Source organism: uncultured Gelidibacter sp., assembly GCF_947500795.1.
Taxonomy (GTDB): domain Bacteria; phylum Bacteroidota; class Bacteroidia; order Flavobacteriales; family Flavobacteriaceae; genus Gelidibacter.
Map to the genome: position 1 here is coordinate 78,469 of NZ_CANMTE010000006.1, position 18,724 is coordinate 97,192.

The 18,724-nt window shown below is 33.9% G+C and carries 11 protein-coding genes and 1 tRNA gene; 9 read left to right on the forward strand and 3 right to left on the reverse strand.

The annotated features are described in order from the left end of the window. Positions 1-415 precede the first annotated feature (415 nt). The 9 genes from dnaE to Q0947_RS13415 all read left to right on the forward strand — a co-directional run bounded on the left by dnaE (position 416) and on the right by Q0947_RS13415 (position 13,557). Positions 416-4,804, forward strand: a complete 4,389-nt coding sequence (gene dnaE / locus Q0947_RS13375) for a DNA polymerase III subunit alpha (protein WP_299398644.1) — start codon at positions 416-418, stop codon at positions 4,802-4,804. Between the two features lie 252 nt (positions 4,805-5,056). Beyond that, the gene (gene trxA, locus Q0947_RS13380) at positions 5,057-5,374 is read left to right on the forward strand and encodes a thioredoxin (RefSeq protein WP_299398646.1); all 318 of its coding nucleotides are present in this window, start codon (positions 5,057-5,059) and stop codon (positions 5,372-5,374) included. 165 nt (positions 5,375-5,539) lie between these two features. After that, positions 5,540-6,085: an ATP-dependent Clp protease proteolytic subunit gene (locus Q0947_RS13385; protein WP_299398649.1), complete on the forward strand. Its 546-nt coding sequence runs from the start codon at positions 5,540-5,542 to the stop codon at positions 6,083-6,085. Between the two features lie 276 nt (positions 6,086-6,361). Further along, on the forward strand, positions 6,362-7,291 hold the full coding sequence (locus tag Q0947_RS13390; RefSeq protein WP_299398651.1) for a DUF58 domain-containing protein: 930 nt from the start codon (positions 6,362-6,364) through the stop codon (positions 7,289-7,291). Positions 7,292-7,372: 81 nt separating this feature from the next. Further along, positions 7,373-7,446 (forward strand) — tRNA-Asp (locus Q0947_RS13395). Positions 7,447-7,772: 326 nt separating this feature from the next. After that, positions 7,773-8,984 carry a site-specific integrase gene (locus tag Q0947_RS13400; protein ID WP_299398653.1) on the forward strand — a complete coding sequence of 404 codons (1,212 nt, stop codon included), beginning with the start codon at positions 7,773-7,775 and terminating at the stop codon, positions 8,982-8,984. Positions 8,985-9,038: 54 nt separating this feature from the next. After that, positions 9,039-11,531, forward strand: a complete 2,493-nt coding sequence (locus Q0947_RS13405) for a DEAD/DEAH box helicase family protein (protein WP_299398656.1) — start codon at positions 9,039-9,041, stop codon at positions 11,529-11,531. Positions 11,532-11,690: 159 nt separating this feature from the next. Beyond that, positions 11,691-12,560 carry an AAA family ATPase gene (locus tag Q0947_RS13410; protein WP_299398658.1) on the forward strand — a complete coding sequence of 290 codons (870 nt, stop codon included), beginning with the start codon at positions 11,691-11,693 and terminating at the stop codon, positions 12,558-12,560. Further along, positions 12,535-13,557: a DUF3871 family protein gene (locus Q0947_RS13415; protein WP_299398660.1), complete on the forward strand. Its 1,023-nt coding sequence runs from the start codon at positions 12,535-12,537 to the stop codon at positions 13,555-13,557. The genes Q0947_RS13410 and Q0947_RS13415 overlap by 26 nt, the downstream gene beginning before the upstream one ends. An 18-nt stretch (positions 13,558-13,575) precedes the next feature. Here Q0947_RS13415 and Q0947_RS13420 read toward each other — a convergent pair whose 3' ends face one another. The 3 genes from Q0947_RS13420 to Q0947_RS13430 form a co-directional block, all read right to left on the reverse strand. Beyond that, the gene (locus Q0947_RS13420) at positions 13,576-14,169 is read right to left on the reverse strand and encodes a hypothetical protein (RefSeq protein WP_299398663.1); all 594 of its coding nucleotides are present in this window, start codon (positions 14,167-14,169) and stop codon (positions 13,576-13,578) included. A gap of 157 nt (positions 14,170-14,326) precedes the next feature. Further along, positions 14,327-15,307, reverse strand: coding sequence for a hypothetical protein (locus tag Q0947_RS13425; protein ID WP_299398665.1), 981 nt, complete (start codon positions 15,305-15,307; stop codon positions 14,327-14,329). 2 nt (positions 15,308-15,309) lie between these two features. Continuing rightward, entirely contained in the window at positions 15,310-18,474 is a 3,165-nt protein-coding gene (locus tag Q0947_RS13430) for an N-6 DNA methylase (protein WP_299398668.1), read from the reverse strand. Positions 18,475-18,724 lie beyond the last annotated feature (250 nt).

An 18,724-nucleotide genomic window follows, 5' to 3' on the forward strand; every position in this document is an offset into this window, starting at 1 on the left:
GACGAATATATTCGTGTTAATTGAGGATAAGAATGTGTTTGAAATCAAATTATGTCTAACTTTTTGAAACTCCACTGACTATGTCGTTGTGATGTATTAAATCTTAATTAATGGATTTAAAAGCTAGGCACAAGTATTTCACACTGTTTATAACTTATGTTTCAAAAAGCGTTAATAATGTGTAATTTTAAAAACTTTTCTTTTGAAAAAAATCATATTTTAACGATTTGATAATCAGTAGTGTCGGTTTTTGGTCAATACAAGCCGAAATGCTAGCAGCTACTGAAAAGTGCGTTCCTTTGAATGCAGAGGAATAAGCACGACCCACAGAGATCAAAATTGATCTAAAGTGCAAGATTTTATAGAAAGAAACGACAATGTTATTTAATAACTCACAACTTACAGATTACAAAGCATGTATTTAATTTTCGATACTGAAACCACAGGATTACCAAAACGTTGGGATGCACCCATTAGTGATACTGACAATTGGCCAAGATGCATTCAAATTGCATGGCAATTGCATGATGCTATGGGTAATTGCATTGAGCATCAAGATTATTTGGTGAAACCTGAAGGCTTTAATATCCCTTATGATGCTGAAAAGATTCACGGTATTTCTACTGAACTTGCCCAACAACAAGGAGTTCCATTAGCGGAAGTATTAGAGAAATTTAATGCTGCCTTAGCAAAAACCAAGTTTGTGGTAGGTCAGAATGTCGGGTTCGACTTGAACATCATGGGCGCCGAATTCTATCGTGAAAATGTTGCAAATGTTTTACAGGAACTTCCTGTTTTAGATACCTGTACGGAGCATACCGCCACCTTATGTCAACTTCCTGGTGGGCGTTATGGTAAATTTAAATTGCCAACCTTAACGGAGTTGCATCAGTATCTTTTTAATCAGCCGTTCGCAGAAGCGCATAATGCTACTGCCGATGTTGAAGCCACTACGCGTTGTTTTTTAGAGTTGGTGAGACGTGAAGAATATACGGTGGAGCAGTTGGATGCGCCATCGGATTATTTTGAAAATTTCAAAAGGGAAAACCCTGCAACGATTCAGCTGATTGGCCTAAAGCATATCAATCTTAAGGCGGAAAGTGCCAAAATCAAAAAACAGATTGAAGCCCTGCAGGAAGCTGATGAGCCTTCAAAAACTGAGATTGCTCAAAATATAAAAGAATTAAAAGAGGTTGAGTTTGCGCATTTGCACAATCACTCTCAGTTTTCCGTACTCCAATCTACCATTAGTATTCCTGATTTAGTGGCGGCAGCGGCAGAACATAATATGCCAGCGGTAGCACTTACGGATCACGCTAACATGATGGGTGCTTTTCACTTTGCCAAAGCGGTAAGTAACCATAATAGAGGTGTTGAAGCCAGAAATAAAACCGCTGTAGAACGCGGTGAAACTCCAAAGGAAAAAATTATTAAACCTATTTTGGGGTGTGAGTTTTTTGTGTGTGAAGACCACAAGGATAAAAGCAGAAAAGATAACGGCTATCAAATTGTATTACTTGCAAAGAACAAGAAAGGCTACCATAATCTAGCAAAATTGTCCTCTCATGCCTTTGTGGATGGGTTTTACTATTTGCCGAGAATTGATAAAAAACTGATTCAGCAGTATAAAGAAGATCTGATTGTCCTTACGGGAAACCTCTATGGAGAGGTTCCAAGTAAGATTTTGAACGTTGGTGAAAATCAAGCGGAAGAAGCTTTGCTTTGGTGGAAAGCCGAGTTTGGCGATGATCTTTATATTGAGTTAATGCGCCATAACCAGGAAGATGAAAATCGTGTGAACCCTGTATTGGTAGACTTTGCTCGAAAACATGATATCAAGTTGGTGGCTACCAACAACACCTATTACTGTAAGAAAGAAGATGCGAATGCACATGATATTTTATTGTGTGTTAAGGATGGTGAAAAACAGTCAACGCCAATAGGGCGTGGCCGTGGCTACCGTTACGGAATGCCAAACCAAGAATATTATTTTAAGTCGTCCGAAGAGATGAAAAGGATCTTCAAGGACTTGCCGGATGCTATTTCCAATATTCAGGAGGTGGTTGACAAAATTGAGGCTTATGAGTTGGCGCGAGACGTTTTATTACCTGCCTTTGATATTCCTGACGAGTTTAAGCATGAAGAAGATTTAATTGATAAAGGGAAGCGAGGGGAAAACGCTTATTTACGTCACCTTACTTATGAAGGTGCTAAAAAACGCTATGTAGAACTTACAGATGAAATTAAAGAACGTCTCGACTTCGAGTTGAGCGTTATTGAAAACACCGGTTATCCGGGGTATTTCCTTATTGTTGAAGATTTTATCAGGGAAGCACGAAATATGGATGTTTCTGTGGGACCAGGTCGTGGTTCAGCAGCAGGGTCCGTAGTTGCGTACTGTTTGAAAATTACCAATATTGATCCCTTAAAGTACAATCTGCTTTTTGAGCGTTTCTTAAATCCTGATCGTGTCAGCATGCCTGATATCGATATCGATTTTGATGATGAAGGCCGAAGTAGAGTCATGGATTATGTCATCAAAAAGTATGGTAGTAGCCAGGTGGCACAAATCATCACCTATGGAACAATGGCGGCTAAATCGTCCATTAGAGATACCGCGAGGGTTTTAGATTTACCACTTTTTGATGCGGATAGAATTGCGAAGTTGATCCCAACCATGTCCAAATTGGGCAAAATATTTGGGTATGATGAAAAGCAACTGAGTAAAGCTTTTAGAGCTGAAGATTTAGAAAAAGTAAACGAGCTTCTCAATATTGCTGAAGGTTCAGGATTGGAATCTGAAACCGTTAATTTGGCGCGAATGCTGGAAGGTTCGGTGCGTAATACGGGGATTCATGCCTGTGGGGTGATTATCACGCCAGATGATATTACGAAGTTCGTTCCGGTGGCAACAGCTAAGGATTCTGACTTGTATGTCACCCAATTTGACAACTCTGTGGTGGAGGATGCCGGATTGCTGAAAATGGACTTCTTGGGATTAAAAACCTTGACGCTTATTAAGGACACCGTAAAAATCGTGAAAGCAAAACACGATATTTTACTCGATCCGGATACCTTTCCGTTAGATGACGAACTTACTTACGAGTTGTTCCAAAAAGGTGAAACTGTTGGAGTATTCCAATATGAATCGCCGGGGATGCAAAAACACCTTAAGGAATTAAAACCTACTGTTTTTGAGGATTTAATTGCGATGAACGCCTTGTACCGACCAGGTCCGATGGAGTATATCCCAAGTTTTACAAGACGTAAACATGGGGAGGAAGAAATAGAATATGACCTTCCTGCAATGGAGGAGTATCTTAAGGAAACCTACGGAATTACGGTTTATCAAGAGCAGGTGATGTTGCTGTCGCAAAAATTAGCTGGGTTTACCAAAGGTGAAGCCGACGTTTTGCGTAAGGCAATGGGTAAAAAGCAGATTGCGGTTTTGGACAAGATGAAACCTCAATTTATTACCCAAGCAGCTGCAAAAGGTCATGACGCTAAAAAATTAGAGAAAATCTGGAAAGACTGGGAAGCATTTGCGAGTTACGCCTTTAACAAATCGCATTCTACGTGTTATGCGTGGATTGCCTATCAAACTGCCTATTTAAAAGCGCATTATCCAGCAGAGTATATGGCTGCGGTATTGAGTAATAATATGAACGACATCAAACAGGTGACGTTCTTTATGGAGGAATGTAAACGTATGAAGCTAAATGTACTTGGGCCAGACGTTAATGAATCCTATTATAAATTCTCCGTAAATCAAGATAATGCCGTTCGGTTTGGAATGGGAGCTATTAAAGGTGTGGGACAAGGTGCTGTAATGACTATCGTGGAAAACCGTAGAAAAGATGGGCATTACAAATCGATTTTTGATTTTGCAAAGCGTGTTGATTTAAGAGCGGCCAATAAGAAGGCTTTTGAAAATCTCGCTTTGGCTGGTGGATTTGATTGTTTTACGGATACCCATAGAGCGCAGTATTTTCAGGATGAAGGTGATGGCATTACCTTTTTGGAGAAAGCGATTAAGTATGGTAGTAAACATCAAGAAAATGAAAATTCTGCTCAGGTAAGTTTATTTGGAGATGCCAGTAATGTGCAAATTGCAGAGCCATTGGTGCCACCATGTGAAGAATGGGGAACGATGGAAAAATTAGCTCAAGAACGCGAAGTGGTGGGGATTTATATTTCCGGACATCCACTGGACGATTTTAAAATTGAGATGAAAACCTTCTGTAATGCGGCATTAGCGCTCTTTTCAGATCTTGAGCCTTATGTGAATAGAGAATTGACTTTTGGCGGTGTGGTTACTGATGTGCAGCATCGTGTCAGCAAGCAGGGCAAGGGTTGGGCCATGTTTACGATAGAAGATTATACAGATAGTTTTGAATTTCGAATTTTTGGAGAAGAGTATCTGAGGTTCAGACATTTTTTGGTGAGAAGTTCTTTTGTGTATGTAAAAGTGTATGTAAAAGAAGGGTGGACCAATAAAGATACGGGCAAGAAGAGTGAGCCGAGATTGCAGTTTACAAGTTTCCAATTGCTTCATGATGTGATGGATACCTATGCGAAGAAGTTGTCCGTTCAATTAGATATTAAAGAACTGAAAGAAAGTAAGATTAAGGCGCTTGATGAAATTTTCAGAATGCATGAAGGCAACCACGCGTTGAATTTTGTGGTTTATGATAATGAGGAGAAAATGAAACTGCACATGCCAAGTAGAAGGCAAAAGGTGAAAATTTCTCAGGAATTATTAGATGAATTGAATAATCTGGATGTGTATTATAAGTTGAATTAAGGTATCTTGGTGGGGAATTTGCTTAAGGGATTGCAATGGCATTCTTTTTGTTGCATGTTTTATCAGCAAAATTACCCGAATTAGCAGACGGACAGGTTTGATGGAAAGTCTAGTAAATACGCTCAAAAAGTTGTCATAACTAGCACACATCCAACGATAACCAAAACAAATGTTAAGCGTGTAAGGATTGCTAAAATTTTTGACTAATTTTGTACATTAAACTAAAGTAAAACAAATTAAAGTATAGAAAATATGGCATTAGAAATAACAGATGCAAACTTCGAAGAATTGGTTTTAAAAAGTGATAAACCAGTAATGGTAGATTTCTGGGCTGCTTGGTGTGGACCTTGTAGAATGGTTGGACCAATCATTGACCAAATCAGTGAAGAATATGACGGCAAAGCTATTGTTGGTAAAGTTGACGTTGATGCAAATCAGGAGTTTGCTGCCAAATATGGTGTGCGTAACATTCCAACTGTATTGGTATTCCAAAACGGAGAAGTTGTAGGAAGACAAGTAGGTGTAGCACCTAAAAATGCTTACACTGACGCTATTGACGGCCTTTTATAGATCGTTTTTAACAGTATAAAGCATCTGACTTAAGCCATAATTGAATGTGCATTAGTTGACTATGATGTTTTGACTGTTAGTAAAAAATAGAATAATCAGATAAAATGATAAAAGGTTTGCTGTAATGGTAAACCTTTTTTTAATTTAGATAAAAAATCAAGAATAATGAGCGATAAAAAGAAAATACAAGATGCTATTGATAGCAAGTTGATAGAAGAGCGTAAAGTGTTCCTTTGGGGGCAAGTGGATGACAAGTCTGCAAAACATGTCATTGACCGTTTGATGTATTTGGATGCTTTAGACACTAAAGACATTCATTTATATATTAATAGTCCAGGCGGTTATGTTACTTCAGGGTTTGCTATTTATGACTGTATGAAATCTCTAAAAAGTGACGTTTCTACTATCTGTACCGGATTCGCAGCATCAATGGGATCCATTTTATTGTCGGCAGGAGAAAAAGGCAAGCGTTTTATTCAGCCGCACGCACGTGTTATGATTCACCAGCCAAGTGGTGGTGCACGTGGACCTGCGAGTGATATTGAAATTACTGCTCAGGAAATCCTAAAAACTAAAGAATTAAGTGCGCGTTTATTAGCGGAAAACTGTGGACAGGCCTTAGAAAAAGTCATGAAAGATTTTAACCGTGACCATTGGATGGGCGCTGAAGAATCTGTGGCGTACGGTATTGTGGATAAAGTTTTGAAATAATAGCTATTGGAGTGTTTGTTTTGTAATGAACCATATGAAACATATATCGAGAATCTTGAGACAACAATTAAAGGTTCTCGATATATTTTTAAATACCCTGCCAAATAGCAGGGTATTTAAAAACACTCGAACTGACATTTCTTTATAATTAGTGACGTGAAATGCTGTCCGAACACATTGGATCAGCTAATTGTGGATTAAGAACGAAACATCGATTTCTTAATCCATAATCTTAATACTTAATACTAAAAGCAAAGCGGTCTCATATCTAATTCAATGAATTTACAGGCAGAACTCAATAAAACAGGAGGTTTTAAAAACCTCGAACTTCTCGCCAAGCAGGTCGTGGAAGGTTTTATTGCGGGGATGCATAAAAGTCCGTTTCATGGGTTTTCGGCGGAATTTGCTGAGCATAAAATTTACAATCAAGGGGAAAGTACCAAGCATATCGATTGGAAATTGTATGCTAAAACTGATAAGCTTTTTACCAAACGGTATGATGAGGAAACCAATTTGCGTTGCCATTTGATTATCGATAATAGCAGTTCCATGCATTATCCGGAAATGAAGTCGTTTACGATTGATCATTTGAACAAAATTGCGTTTTCGGCCTTGGCATCCGCGAGTTTGATGCACATTCTTAAAAAGCAGCGTGATGCTGTAGGGATGAGTATTTATAGTGATGCTTATGAGTATTATGCTCCAGAGAAGGGTAGTGAGCGCCACCATCAGATGTTATTGAGCGAATTGAGTAAAACAGTAACCGTTAAACCTATAAACAGGCAGACGGAGACCTATGCGTATTTGCATCAAATTGCAGAAAAGATCCATCGCAGATCTTTGATTTTCTTTTTTACGGACATGTTCCAAACCACTACTGATGAGACTAAATTGTTTGAAGCGCTTCGGCATTTAAAGCATAAAAAGCACGAAGTGGTCTTGTTTCATGTGTTTGATAAGGAAAAAGAAGTGACGTTCGATTTTGATAACACGCCAAAGAAATTTGTAGATGTTGAAACAGGTGCGCACATAAATATGTATCCTGAAAACGTAAAAGAGGCTTATGAAAAGGCTGTGAGTTCCTATTTTGAAGCTTTGCGACTTAAATGTGGGCAATATCAGATTAAATATGTTGAGGCAGATATTAATAAAAATTTTGATAAGATCCTGACAACATACATGGTAGAGCGTGGAAAGTTTAAGTGATGAAAAATATTTGCAAAAAATCGCAAAAAATATTTGTGAAATTGAAAATGCAGTGTATATTTGCACTCGCATTAACGCAACGGTCTGGTAGTTCAGCTGGTTAGAATGCCGCCCTGTCACGGCGGAGGTCGCGGGTTCGAGTCCCGTCCAGACCGCAATAATGCTAGGAAGCTCTAAAGAAATTTGGAGCTTTTTTTGGCGCTTTAAAGAAGTTGTGTTGTTTTATCTAAATGAAAGTTTAGGTAAACGTAGTGATACCAAAGCAATTTGGTATTCCGATGAGAAGCTTTCCTTTTCTGTTTATAACAGAATCGGGATGCTTTTTTGTTTTAGGGGTGGTTTGTGAATTCTTCAGAAAAATCATCAATAAGCCATCAAAAAGGGGTATAATTCGGGGACACTCCAAAATTCAAAAGGGGACAACGTATTTGTCTCAAAATCAACAAAATAGAATATTTAAAATTTATAAAAACTAATACTTATGCAAGTAAATAGGGTGACCATTTTATATGTCATATATAAGAGCAGAAAAAGGAAAGATGGTTGTACTTCTCTTAATTGTAGAATTACCTATCAAAACAAAAGAAAAGAGTTTGCTACAGGATATTATTTAAAAGCCCAAAATTGGGATAATAAAAACCAAGTAGTTAAGCCAACAGAAACAGAACACAACTTTTTAAATACACAGTTAAGCCTGATTAAGACACAAATTAATCAGGCTTTTTTATTGCTACAGGTTAATGAAATTACTTTTGATGTAGATGATATCTTTAGGAAATATACAGGAGAGGAGGTTAAGCCTGATGTTGGGATTTATGAGGTGTACACATTATTCTTGAAGTATTTACAGAAATTAATTAATAAGGAGTTGAATGAAGACACGTATCTGAAATATGTTACATATGGTAAACATCTAAAAGAATTTATCAAATGGAAATATAACTCTAGGGATGTAAAAATATCATCTGTTAAAAGTAGTTTTATTGAGCATTACGAGTATTATCTCAAGACAGAGAAGGGTTTTGCTCAGGTAACCTTGAATAAGGTTATTCAGAGGTTCAGAAGGTCTATTAAATATGCAATTTCTGAGGATTACTTAACTAAAGACCCATTCATGTTATACAAGGCGAGAAGAGTGAAGAAAGAGGTTGTATATCTGTCACAAGCAGAACTTTTAAAGTTAGAGAATCAGACCTTTGATATTAACAGAATACAACAGATTAAAGACATGTTTGTATTTTGTTGTTATACTGGTTTAGCCTTTAAGGAAATGATTGGATTGACTAAGAAGGATGTTATATTGGAATTTGATGGTAATCTATGGATTAATGTGCATAGAGTCAAAACTTCAAGAAGTTATAAAGTGCCTTTAATGCCACAGGCAAAGAATATTATGGGGAGTTACCATAATGATGATTCAGACTTTGTTTTTCCGAGGATATCAAATCCTAAATTCAATGCCTACTTAAAGGAGATTGCAGATGTTGTTGGGATTAAAATAAACCTTACACATCATATTGCTAGAAAAACCTTTGCTACAACTGTACTTCTTTATAATGATGTTCCTATGGAAGTTGTTTCTAAGCTTCTTGGACATAGTAAAATGCAAACTACGCAAGAGCATTATGGAGAGATAGTGCAAAGGAAGATAAGTGAAGAGATGATTAAATTAAATAATAAGTTTAGGAAATAGATGTAAGAATTAACTGTGTTATAGTATTTTTATAGCACAGTTAATTTTAATCATATGGATTTACCAAACGAATATTTTAGAGATTTCCCAATTGAATTTAAACAAATAAATCCAGAAGATTTTCCTGAATTTGATGTTGCAGAAAAGGTTAAGCTTGAACATGAAAATGGATTTATTGGAGAGTCGTTTATTAACAACATTAATATTCATGAGTCTAATACAGTGGTTCTTAATTGTGGCGTTGGTAGTGGAAAGACAACTGCTATTATAAAAGCTGTTAAACAGTTCTATGACAATGATGAGTATGTTATTTTTATTGCATCACCTTTTGTTAGCTTAGTCCAACAGTATTTTTTAGATGTACAAGAAAAAGCGCATATTCCCCAGAATCAAATTTACAGGAATGAATGGATTGGAGAGCGTTCTGATATAGAATATATTGACAAAAGAGTACATATTGTCACAATCAATACTTTATTGGGTAATCCTGGAGAGGACAGCATAGTTAACTCTAGTTCTAAAAGAAAATATCTAAACGAAATGGTTGATTACTGTGAAATAAATGGTAAGAAAGTTGTATTTATTTTTGATGAAATCCATGATTCAATTCATAATTTTAAAGAGAAGTTTATCTTTAACTTATGGAAATGGCATAATGTTATTCACAAGAATTTTGTGATAAGTGCTACCTATAGCGAGGCATCGAAAGTTGTCATAGAATATTTGGCAGAGCTTACTCACAACAAAATTAGAATTCTTGAGTCAGAAAGAACGAGAATACCAGAAAGGTTGAGTGAATTGCATCTGTACTATGATAATGCTAAAAAGTATACCAATGATAATGGGAATTTAGTCGATATAGTAGAAGATGTTTTAAGTAGAGGTCTAGAAATTGATATACTGTGTTTTTCCAAGAAGTTATGTGATGGAATTGTTTCAAATAAAGAGGAAGGTGCAGGCAAATTACTATTTAATAAGTACGGGGAAGATATTAATAATTGCACTTCTGGATTGGATGATAATACTAGAGTGAATCGAGATGTCCATGAAAATAGGTATAATAAAGATAAATGTAATATTGGCACAAATTTCAAGTCAGGTGTTAGTATTGAGAATGACAATCATGCTTTTATTTTAATTTTCCCTCCTATTTCAGCTAGAGGAGATTTTAGAAATTCATATGGTATTTTTAGCGGAGGTATCAACAGTATTGTACAATCTCTAGCAAGAAAAAGGAAAAAAGGAGAAATTCATATTTTGCTACCTAAACCAACCAAGTTTAATTTTAATTCCTTCCCATTTAATGAATCTCAGAAATTGGTTTTTAAGAGATATTTTGAACCTATTGAATATCAAAAAGTCAAAGCGAGTTCAGGCAATGGAATAAGAGATAATAAAACTATTGATTATGTGCCTTTGGAACATCAAAATGAACTCATAAGTAAATTTTATTATGATGAGTTTAAAGCGAATGTTCAAAGTAGTATTTCTCATATACAAAGCATAAAGGAATCAAGGCTTAATAAAACTAGGTTAGAGTTTCCAGAATTTAAATTATTCAAACTTGAAGATGGAGAAAAGTATCTTGCAGATAATTATAAATTCTTCGGTTCAGACCTATCTGGTTATTTAAGTTATGGTGCAGTTACGAATCAATTTGTAAATTGTGATTTGGTATCAACAAATTGGAAGCCCACTCAGAGCTTCAAAATTGATAAGATGCAATATGGTTTTGAAAAGTTCTATAAAAATTACTTTAATGAAGATTGGTTTTACTCGTTAAAAAACAATGTGTCTGATTTATATATTTATCATGAAATTAGAAATGAAATTTTCAATAACTATAATATAAAGCTCTGTGACGCAGAAGGTAATAGCAAATTTGTAAAACCTTTCCAAGACAAACTGTTTGAACAACAATTGATTGCCTTCGCCCAAAGAAAATTATTTAGTAACAATACGGGTTTTGTGAACCGATTTAAAGATAATGGTTATGTAATAGATGACGAATATTCTAGAGGAGATTATTTTCTGTCATGTATAGCAACTGCGCATTCATTAAATGATAGGGTGGATTTAGATGAGGATACCAGACTTTTAGTCGAGGCATATCTCAGTCTTGATTATTTCCGACTCAAATTGATTAATAACATTTTAATTACTGAAGTAAAAAAACAGGAAATAAAATATATCCCTGTTTCAAATGAGAGTTTTTTAATGGATGAAGATATCCTAAGATTTATCTCTATGTTGACCAATTTAATTAATAAAGACATTCTGATTAAGAATGATATTTTTAATTTCAAAAGAAGCTTTTCGGAGGGAGCTTCTGGAATGACCCAGTTGAATTCATTTTATAAGTATTTGACCAATGATTTTTTCGTAACAAAAAATCGAAAAATTAATCGCGAGGGTTTGAAAGGGAATTTTAAAGTAATCATTAAAATAAAAGAGTTACCCAATGCGAATGATGTATTAGATTTTTTGACAAAGGCAACAATACTGTTGCCTGATGATTATATGCAAGCTGTAAATTGTATAGAATAACAAAGTTAGGAATAGAGGATATTACATAGACTTCCAGTTTATGTAATTTACCTTATATAGACAGCCACATAAAGTGGAATTCAGGCTATGCTCAATTTGAGTGTAGCCTTTTTTATTGGAATTGATTCAAACACATATTAACCTTAAAATTTATAAATAATGAAATTAAGACAATCAGAACGTAAAAGAGCTAAGATAAAATTAGCCTTACAAGGAAGTGCTGGAAGTGGTAAAACATATTCCAGTTTAATGTTGGCACAAGGACTTACAGGTAAGGACTTAACTAAAGTGGCTATAATAGATACTGAAAATGGTTCAGCAGATTTGTATGCTCACTTAGGGCAATACAACGTGCTCACTTTAGAGCCTCCATTTACACCAGAAAAGTACATTCAAGCAATTGATGTGTGTTTGAGGGCAAACATGGAGGTAATTATATTAGATTCTATATCTCAAGTATGGGATGAACTATTGGATTTTCACTCCAAATTGCCAGGTAATAGTTTTACCAACTGGAATAAAGTAACTCCAAGGCAAAAAGCTTTCATGGATAAGATACTTCAAGCTCCTGCCCATATTATTGCAACCATGAGAACCAAACAGGATTACGTGCTTCAACAAAAGGATGGAAAGTTTATACCTGAGAAAGTTGGACTTAAAGCCATTCAAAGAGATGGAGTAGATTATGAGTTTACTATAGTGTTTGACATAGATATCAAACATTTTGCTGTAGCAAGTAAGGACAGGACAAATCTGTTTTCTGGTAAACCTGAATTTACAATTAACACGTCAACAGGAAGAAAAATCTTGGATTGGTGTAACAGTGGTTCTAATCTGGAAGAAGCTAGAGTAAAGATTAAGGAATGCAAGGAATTGGAATCCTTAAGACAGCTTTATGCCCATTATGGAAATTGGCGTGAAGAACTTGAATATGATTTCAAGATTCAAAAAGATACCATTGTATCAAAACAAACATTGTTAAACCCTAAAACCTTTAGTACAAATGGAACTACAAGTCATAATGCCTAGGCAAGAATTACAATTAAGTCAAGTATCTCTAGATGTGAGAAAGGATAGTGCTTTTAACCTGTCTCAGAAGCCTTTATTCAAGCTTAAACCATTTATAGAAGCTAATACTATTGATATAGAGATACAGCATCTAAAACAGGATTGTGTCATTCCAGTTTTCTCAAAAGATAATGAGAGGACTATAGCCCACCAAGAATTTATAGAATTAGCACAAGAATGTGCATATGAGGTATTTCCTAATCACATTTTTGATGCTCCAGAGATTAGGGTAAGTCATCAGATTAAAGGTAGGACTCCTTCTGCCATTAATAAATCTGTAAAAGAGCTTTTGGACCATGAGAAGACCATCTATTACGAAAGGATGGCTTTTATTATGCGTATTCCAAGTATTACAGAAACAATAAATGGCAATGAGATAGCTTTGACCATTGGGGGAGTAAGGGCTTATAATCAAGAGAACTTATACTCAAAAAAGTCCTTTGAAAAGTTCAAGTTCTTTATAGGTTTTCAAAATTTGGTATGTTGTAATATGTGTGTTTCAAGTGATGGGTATGTGGAGGACTTGCGTGCTGATAGTTATATTGGGATGAGGGCAAAACTATTAGAGGTTCTATATGCTTATCAAGCTGAAAACCATTTCAATAGTTTAAAGCAATTATCTTATGAAAATCTAACAGAACATCAATTTGCTCAGCTTATTGGAAAGTCAAGACTTTATAATTACTTACCTAAGAAGGATAAACTTGAAATTCCAGAATTGTTACTTAATGATGGGCAGATTACCACTGTTGCCAAGGACTATTACCATGATGAAAGCTTTTGTAGAAATGATAATGGAGATATTAATCTATGGAGTGTTTTTAACCTGTTTACACAAGCCAATAAGAGTTCTTATATAGATACCTTCTTGGATAGAAATGTCAACGCATTTGAGTTCTCAAGTGGGTTGGCTAAAACTCTCAATGGTGGTGGAGACTATCATTGGTTTTTGAGTTGAGTGAAGCCCAATCTCTATTTAATTAGAGGTTGGTTTTTTTTTATTATCAATAATTATAGAAATTAAGGCAATCCCTACAAGTCCTCCTACTAAATAGTACCAGTTGCTCTTTAACCATGAAATTATGATGTCTCCAAATAGGTAGTCAATAATGATGCATATTATCAGGGATACTGCTAATAGGATTAGAGATTTTTTTATGGTTAAGTCAATGGTTTTAAGTGCTTTTTCAAAAAACGCAATGAGGATTCCATAAAGTATAAAAGTGCCAACAATAATTCTTAGTAGGGCTAAGGAAACAGATTCAATTTCGTCACTATAGAGAGACATGAAATAATAGAGAGCATAAATTATTGAACCATAAACTATAATTGCTAAAATTGTTACTGCCCCATCTTTCTCACTCTCATCTAATCCGATAGTTAGCCATTTTTTTGTCATTAGAAAAAGATAGTAAGATACGAGCGAGGCAATAAATAGGAAGAATAGAAAAGATAGGATGCTAAATATTGAACTAACTACAATTTCAAAATAATCACTAAAAAAGATAAGCCAAATTATAGAACCTACAACTATAATTGACGTTAGAGATGCGAATATTTTATTTTTCATTTTATTTCTTCACGTTTAAGTCCTGGGTGTTTAAGTGCCAAGAAATTATGGCTTTCATTTTTATGAGTTTGGTGAAGCAAAAGTTTTTAAATTAAAAGAGATACTGGATTTTTTTGTTCTTATCTCTCACAATAAATAAGGTAGTTTTTATGTCTATTCAAAACATATTGTATTGACCCTCATCTGCCTCTTTTTGTTGTCTAATTTTCTTTCCTTCACCTGTTTCTATTGATTTATCATGTTCAAAATAACTGTTGACCCTTAAAACACTGTATGATTCTATTCTTTCATTTCCTTCATTGTCTATGACTTTAATAATATCAAGAAGACAATTAATTGAAGAACCATTTTTAAATTCAACTTTACCTGTTTGAACTAAAGTTTTAAACTCATTTGACTTCATGAAAAATGAAATGGGTTTAGAATTGTATAGACCTTTCCATTTGTATTTTCCTTTTTTTAAAACTGGTGAAATTATTTCAATAACTGCATCATCAATGGGTTCAGTGTCAATTTTGTCAGTCTCTAAAACATGCTTGTTGAAATCTTGTCTGATTACTATTAATTCTTTTGAAATAGGTTTCTTATTTATGTCCTCTAATAAAAAAGAAACACTGTGTACTTGATTATCTTTTCTTAATTCTTCATAGAAATTGGATTTTCTTTTTTTTATTTTATAGTTGTCTTCAACTTCCTGTATTTTAACAGTTAACTCTATTTTTTTTAATTTAATGTTTAGAGCTTTTTCTTCGTTACTTAGCTTTACCCCTTCAAGTTCTAACTGTTCTATCTGCTTCTTAATATCATCCTCAAATATTTTTTCAATTAAGATTTCAGTTGACTTAGTTAATAATACTGTAAGTGGAGTTGTTACTACCGCTGTAATTAGTGAAATACAAATCGCAGTTGAGTAAGTTAAATTCTTTCTTTCGTCTTTTCTGGTAAGCTTAAACCACCTTCTAATGCCTCCTTCTGCTAAAGCTTCTGTTTCAATTATAATATTTATATTTAAAACATCACATATTTCTTTTATGAGGTAAAGAATCTCTGCTTCACTTTTGTTTTGTACTAGTGCATTCATTGAATGCGAATTATCATCTAAATAATAGTGTAACTCCAAAAAGTTAGTTTCTCTCATAATTAATTATTTTCTATAATAGTAATTTCTTCTTTAGAGAGGTTATATAGCCCATAAACCATTTGGTCTATTTCTGAATCTGTTTGGTTTATTTGAGTTTGTAATGCAACAGCTTTTTGTTGCTCTACCAAAAAGTAATCTTCCCATTCTGCTTTTTGAGATAGAGAAAGGACTATTTTCTTCTTTTTGAGTTCTTTAAGGAAATCAGCATAGGTTAGTTCATACCAGTTTTCCAATTTTTTACTTAGCTTATCAAGTTGTTCAAATTCTCTTTGAAGTGTTCTTTGGAATTTTTGTATTATAGAGAATAAAATCTTAGTTTGATGCTGTTGTTTTTTTGAAATATTTTCAAAATTATAGCTACCCATTTTTTCAACAGGAATCCCAAAAGGTTCTAAATATTTTGTTTTAAAATAAAAATAACCCCCGCCATATTCTGAACTTGTATTTTTAATAAAATACCATAATAGTTTACTATTAAGTATTGGCAAAATAGAATTTGAAGTAAATCCTTCTTTTAATAACACTAAATACCCACCAGCATCAGCATATACATCTGTTTCTTTTTTTGTAAAACTTGGTAAGTTTTGTAATTGAGGTGTAATTATATAATCTTTTTCAAATAAATTTATTTCCCTTGCTCGATGTAAGGAATACCAAAAAGTAGGATTTGTTTTATACCTAACTTTTTTCTCCACTAAACTTTCTTTAAAATTTAAAAGATAATCATTAGTTAAAGGAAATTTATCTCTAAATTCATCTGGTTCTAGTGGTACTGTTTTGTTTTTGCTATTTATTTTATGTGGATAGATTACATATTTATTAGATTTTAACGGTAGGTATCTTTTTATATCTTGCCCTTTTAATACTTCTTTTAAAATTGAAGATTCTAAAATTACATTTTCATTTAATTCTTTTGAAAATCCATAAAACAAATTATCTTTTATTTCTCCCTCCAGCATAAAAATGTCATCTCCTGTAGTAATAAGTCCCTGATAAATGCCCTCACAAATTTCTTTTAACTTTGTGCTATTGCTTATTTTGTCCATAATAGATTTACCTTCTACATTTTTTAAAATCCAAGGTTCTTTTGATAAGCTTTTATAATCTATTGTTTTAAATAAAATCTCCTCTAAAATTTGTGTAGGGTCTATTTCAATAAATTTTATATTTTCATTTTCCTTTTTAAGATTTATAATACAAGTATATGTCGATGCATCATTAAATACTATTTTTGAACCGAAATGTACTATTGAATCTACTGATTTATTTTTAACAAAGAACTCTCTAATTCCTACTCCAAACTCTGCAATTAAGAATTTATGAGGAAGAATGTATGAGACAACTCCATCTTCATTTATTAAATCATATGATTTTTCCATAAACAAAGCGTACAAATCATATTTTCCTGTAGCCGAGAGATATTTTTTTTCTAAAAATATAGTCTGTTCAAAGTAAAACTCCTTTAAACTCTGAACCCTTACATAAGGCGGATTCCCAATAATCACATCAAAACCACCTTTAGCAAATATTTGAGGAAATTCTTGTTCCCAATTGAAAGCACTATCTCCTGCTACACTTACATCATCAATTAAGGAGTTTCCACATTTTATATTATCACTCAAATCATTTAGCTTCCTATTGGGCTGGGCTGTTCTTAACCACAGGGATAATTTTGCTATCTGCACAGACTCTTCATTTAGGTCAACCCCAAAAAGGTTGTTTTCTAAGATGCTATTTTCAACATCACTTAATACAAAGGCATCTTTGTTATACTTGGCAGAGAGTTCATCAATGTATCTGTGTTCATTGATTAGAAAGTCAAGTGCTTGGTTTAAGAATGCTCCAGAACCACATGCAGGGTCACATATAGTTAGTTGTAACAGCCAATCTTTATAAAGGCTGAGATTATCCAATCTTTTTCTACTTCTTTGCTTTGCTGGTTGGTATACTTCATCTGTAATGTCAAGTTCTACTTTCTTTTCCTCACAAAGTTTTCCAATTGTGTTTTCAACTATGTATTTGGTGATGTATTTAGGAGTATAAAACACACCATCTTTCTTTCTTTTAGTGTCTGCTTTATTAATAGTTTTTCCTTCTAATTGGGCTGTGATTTCATCCAATTCATTTAAGGAATTCTCAAAAATATGACCAAGGATATTTACATCTACTTCACTTTCAAAATCATACTCTGAAAGCTGATAGGAATGTTTGTAGAGTAGGTCATCATCTATTTGAATGGTATCTAAAATTTCATCTGGTTTAAAGAGCCCGCCATTGTATGGAAAAACATTATATTGCTTTCCTTTAAACCCAGTGTTCAGATACCCAAAGTATTTTTTAAACCTGTCATACAATGGAGTATAAGCATCAAGTTCTTTTAACTGTTTCCATTGTTTAAGAATTACTCTGACAGAATTGGGAGGTAACAGACTTCTATCTTCTGCAAAGAATAAAAACAAAAATCTATCTAAAAGCTTTTGAGATTTTTTGAAAAGCTCCAATGGCTCGAACTGAGGGTTTAGGACACAGAGATTTTGGAATAATTCTCTTTTAAATAGGGAATAGTCTTTATAGAGTTGTTTAGTGATTAATTCTTCCTGACTTAATGATTCTTCTTTGAGCTTTTTAGGAATGTTATTCTTTATGTTCTCATAGCCTAAACACAAATAGAGCAATTTGAAATCTTGCTCAGAAATTGTAAATAAGTTGAACTCTATATGTTCAATGGCATTATCAATATAAAATCTCAGCTTTTCAAAGTTAGAAGTAATAACATAAATGCATCCAGCTTGATTGTTCTTATATCCAAAAGCTTGTTCCTCTATTTTGCCTAAATCTGTTGTTCTAGTTCCTTTGAGTTCAATAACCCCAATAACCTTGTTCTTAACAATTATTCCTCCATCAGCTTTTTTGCTGTCTTTTACATTTTTGAGTTCCGTGGTAAGATTAAAGTTAGGCTGTGGATTCAAAGTATAACCCAATATTTTCACAAAGAGCTCTCTTAAAAAGCCTTCTTGAAACTGCTCTTCTTTACTATTTCTTATGTTTTCCTGTATCTCTAGGTTATGGAAATATGCTTTAAATAATTCCCATTTTGACTCTATTTCTACTTTATCCTGAGATTGGAGATACTTTGTTACAACTGTGTTTTGGAATAATGGCATTAATGATTGTTTAGTTTGGACTCTAAATATACAAATGCCAAATGATTAAAGCTAAACATAATAAACTATGAAAAATTTCTTTCAAAAAATTTCTAACATTGCAATATCACCCCCACGCACCCCTCCTCAAAGATATACCCCCACTTATTCTTGGTGGAAAGATTCCCCCGAGCCTATTTTAAAGAAATTTATTTTTTTGCGCACAGATTAGATTCAAGTTGATAGCTGTAGTCTTTTCCTGCGTAGAGAT

Coding starts and splice junctions, on each gene's coding strand:
- dnaE (WP_299398644.1), top strand. CDS start 416: ATGTATTTAATTTTCGATACTGAAACCACAGGATTACCAAAACGTTGG.
- trxA (WP_299398646.1), top strand. CDS start 5,057: ATGGCATTAGAAATAACAGATGCAAACTTCGAAGAATTGGTTTTAAAA.
- Q0947_RS13385 (WP_299398649.1), top strand. CDS start 5,540: ATGAGCGATAAAAAGAAAATACAAGATGCTATTGATAGCAAGTTGATA.
- Q0947_RS13390 (WP_299398651.1), top strand. CDS start 6,362: ATGAATTTACAGGCAGAACTCAATAAAACAGGAGGTTTTAAAAACCTC.
- Q0947_RS13400 (WP_299398653.1), top strand. CDS start 7,773: ATGCAAGTAAATAGGGTGACCATTTTATATGTCATATATAAGAGCAGA.
- Q0947_RS13405 (WP_299398656.1), top strand. CDS start 9,039: ATGGATTTACCAAACGAATATTTTAGAGATTTCCCAATTGAATTTAAA.
- Q0947_RS13410 (WP_299398658.1), top strand. CDS start 11,691: ATGAAATTAAGACAATCAGAACGTAAAAGAGCTAAGATAAAATTAGCC.
- Q0947_RS13415 (WP_299398660.1), top strand. CDS start 12,535: ATGGAACTACAAGTCATAATGCCTAGGCAAGAATTACAATTAAGTCAA.
- Q0947_RS13420 (WP_299398663.1), bottom strand. CDS start 14,169: ATGAAAAATAAAATATTCGCATCTCTAACGTCAATTATAGTTGTAGGT.
- Q0947_RS13425 (WP_299398665.1), bottom strand. CDS start 15,307: ATGAGAGAAACTAACTTTTTGGAGTTACACTATTATTTAGATGATAAT.
- Q0947_RS13430 (WP_299398668.1), bottom strand. CDS start 18,474: ATGCCATTATTCCAAAACACAGTTGTAACAAAGTATCTCCAATCTCAG.